The following is a 3,045-nucleotide window of genomic DNA, read 5'->3' on the forward strand; positions in this document are numbered from 1 at the left end:
CCCTGCCTGGGCAGGCACCTTTATCGACCAATGGACCAGGGATGTCATGCGCCACCGCAGCCTTCCTGAACTGAAAAAATTTACGCGCACTATCCGGAAACACAAGCCGCTGATCCTCAACTATTTTCACGCCAAAAAGGAATTTTCCTCGGGCATTGTAGAGGGGTTCAATAACAAAGCTAAACTGACCATCAGAAAATCCTATGGGTTTCGGAGTGATAAATTGCGAGAAGCAGCGCTATATCATTCACTTGGCAATCTGCCTGTTCCTGATTTCACCCATAGATTTGTCTGAAGAGGCACCTTTTACAAAGACAAACTGGCAGGCCATGAATCAAGGAGTACAGGAACTGGAAGCCACGTTTTCTTCACTTCTTGCAACTATGACTGTTGAAGCTGCTCGAAACCATGTGCTCGAAGAAGCCAAAAACAATTCAAACATTTCAAGTGCCACTCTCTCCTCCGGAACCCTTTTCCTTATTTTCAAAGGATTAATTCCTGTTATCGTTGACTTATCCGATCCTAACTCGCCGCCAATGGATTAACAGAGTAGATGATAACTGCATCCCCTTTGGTATTGACCACAAAAGGAGTGAACATGTACCGATATTCCTTCGTGATTCTAGCTGCATCATTAGTATTGCTGATTGCTTTTCCAGCTGCTGCATTTAACCAGCAAGATCTCGACAATTTTTTAGCTACCAATAAATGCAAAGAGTGTGACCTTTCCGGCGCTAACTTAGCAGGAATGGATTTGAAAATGGCAATTGTAATTCGGTCAGATTTACGCAAGGCAGATTTGAGTAATGCTAATCTGGAGTGGGCATTATTATCTGAATGCAATCTCATTGAAGCGAATCTTTCCGGAACAAATTTACGTTACGCAAATTTGAATCGATCCAATTTAACTAGAGTGGACTTGCATAACGTAAAGTACATCGGAGACAGCTTTGAAAATGCCAAATTGTATAAAGCTAACCTGGAAGGACTTGACCTGCACCAGAATATCATGATTCAGGCTGATTTGCGTAACGCCAACTTGAAGAGGACCAATCTTGATTGGGTAAAATTCGAAAAAGCCGATTTACGTGGTGCTGCTTTACAAGGTGCGAGCATGAAAAATACCTTGGTCAATGGCGCAAAGTTTAATGAGTCTGGGTATGAGTATGCAAAAAAACACGGCGCAAACTTTGAGCCAGATGACAGAATGGACACTGACTAAATCGCTTTTAAGGTAAAACGATTCGACCCTGGATTCCCTGTTGTTGCGTAGATTAAGGGAAACGACCTACTCACCTGTTGGCAGCGTGCCAACGTAGCCACAGAAAGAGAGGAGAGCGCATGAATTGGTACCTTGAAGTTCTGAAGAAGTATGCTGTGTTCAACGGTCGGGCACGGCGAAAGGAATACTGGATGTTCTTTCTTTGCAACGTCATCATCGGGTTGATCCTTGGGCTTGTCGAAAGCTTCGCGGGCATTGCTCCCGAGAGCGAGCAAAGCATCCTTGCCAACCTGTATATGTTGGCTGTTCTGCTCCCTGGCTTGGCCGTGGGAGTCAGAAGGCTCCATGACCGCGACCGGAGTGGTTGGTGGTTGCTGATCGCCCTTGTGCCGATCATTGGTGCGGTCGTTCTCTTGGTATTCATGGTTCAGGACAGTCAGCCTGGCGAGAATCAGTACGGCCCAAACCCGAAGGCCGGAATCGCAGCCTAACAAACAGCAGCGGACGGCGGACAACCGGGTTCGGACCAAGCCAACCCTTTAAATGTACAAAAACAAAATACCGCTAAACCCGGCCTGTTTCACGGTTGCGCAGGGACTGGATTCCCGCCTGCGCGGGAATGACGCCCCATGGAGAGGGGAGTTCTTCCTCCCCATCCTGGATTCCCGTCTGTGCGGGGATGAAAGCAAAAAAAGGAGACAGAATTATAAAGTCAAGCTTGCTCCTATATATCTAAAATATAAGCTTAAAGAAGTCACAAGGTGCGCATAGAAGATTCGGATGGCAACAAAATCACCAGTCTCGCAGACTGGTCAAAGCTCTACGGTACTCCGCAAACTTCTCATCAGTGGAAAGAGGGCAGAAGCGCTTACTCAGCAGCCGAGTTCATCATTAATCACGATGGTGGAAAAATTATAGAGAGCCGCGTTGCAGAAGCACTAGGCGAAACCGTAAAGATTGAGCGTGCTATTCCGGAGCATGAAATCCGATTTGATAGATTCGGTCGTGGCCGCATGCACGACATTGCCCTGTTTGGCAGAACCGAAAATGACGCGACCATATTTGTAGGTGCTGAAGCCAAAGTCGACGAAAGCTTTGGCTCGTCGGTTCGCGATAGTTACCTGATGTACAAAGCCAAACAGATAACCGGCACCTCTACAAATGCTCCAGAAAGAATAGAGCGGTTATTAGCTATGTACTTTCACGAACCGGATACATCGATGTTCGATATTCGCTACCAACTGCTCTATGCAACGGTCGCCACCCTGGCGGCAGGAGCTGATATTTCAATACTGTTTGTACTTGTTTTCAAGACTCATCTCTATAACGAAGGCTTAGGACTCAAGAACTACCAAGACTATATCCAATTCATGTCCAAAGTCGGCGCTCATCCTCTTCAGCTGGCGACCAAGGAAGTACAAGGCCATGAATTAATGGTACAGGGAAAACGTCTTATCTGCCTGCATGAGTATTTCGATCTTTAGAGTAAACATACCTCTTATAAAGGTCGACTTCGTCACAGTATCAGCCCCTGCAGCTGTATCCAGCCTGTTCAGATGAGCACACGGAAGCTGCAACTGAGCATGCGCTAAACCCGGCCTGTTCCATGGTTCCGCAAGGACTGGATTCCCGCCTGCGCGGGAATGACGCCCCACGGAGAGGGGAGTTCTTCCTCCCCGCTCTGGATTCCGGTATGTGCGGGGGATGAGAGGGAGATTGCCTTCACAGCTCTCAAGGGAGGCTCCAGTTCGTGAGTTCCCAGCTGTAGGGGATGACAGACCAATAAACTCCTGCAGCAATGATGGGGTTGAGCGATCCGGAGA

The 3,045-nt window shown here is 47.6% G+C and carries 5 protein-coding genes; all 5 read left to right on the forward strand.

What is annotated here, in order from left to right:
• The coding region (locus tag G494_RS0114745; protein ID WP_028585131.1) for a transposase at positions 1-295 on the forward strand (295 nt) is incomplete at its 5' end.
• A gap of 34 nt (positions 296-329) precedes the next feature.
• Positions 330-545 (forward strand): hypothetical protein, encoded by a 216-nt coding sequence (locus G494_RS26985; RefSeq protein ID WP_153305907.1) that lies wholly within the window; start codon positions 330-332, stop codon positions 543-545.
• A gap of 53 nt (positions 546-598) precedes the next feature.
• Positions 599-1,222: a pentapeptide repeat-containing protein gene (locus G494_RS23770; protein WP_028585132.1), complete on the forward strand. Its 624-nt coding sequence runs from the start codon at positions 599-601 to the stop codon at positions 1,220-1,222.
• Positions 1,223-1,341: 119 nt separating this feature from the next.
• Positions 1,342-1,713: a DUF805 domain-containing protein gene (locus G494_RS0114755; protein WP_028585133.1), complete on the forward strand. Its 372-nt coding sequence runs from the start codon at positions 1,342-1,344 to the stop codon at positions 1,711-1,713.
• Positions 1,714-1,983: 270 nt separating this feature from the next.
• On the forward strand, positions 1,984-2,706 hold the full coding sequence (locus G494_RS0114760) for a DUF6946 family protein (protein ID WP_028585134.1): 723 nt from the start codon (positions 1,984-1,986) through the stop codon (positions 2,704-2,706).
• Positions 2,707-3,045: the final 339 nt, after the last annotated feature.

The organism is Desulfogranum mediterraneum DSM 13871 (assembly GCF_000429965.1).
In the GTDB taxonomy this organism is placed as follows: Bacteria; Desulfobacterota; Desulfobulbia; order Desulfobulbales; family Desulfobulbaceae; genus Desulfogranum; species Desulfogranum mediterraneum.

What these genes read in the sequence shown, in the direction of transcription:
- G494_RS26985 (WP_153305907.1), top strand. Translation starts at nt 330, where the DNA reads ATGAATCAAGGAGTACAGGAACTGGAAGCCACGTTTTCTTCACTTCTT.
- G494_RS23770 (WP_028585132.1), top strand. Translation starts at nt 599, where the DNA reads ATGTACCGATATTCCTTCGTGATTCTAGCTGCATCATTAGTATTGCTG.
- G494_RS0114755 (WP_028585133.1), top strand. Translation starts at nt 1,342, where the DNA reads ATGAATTGGTACCTTGAAGTTCTGAAGAAGTATGCTGTGTTCAACGGT.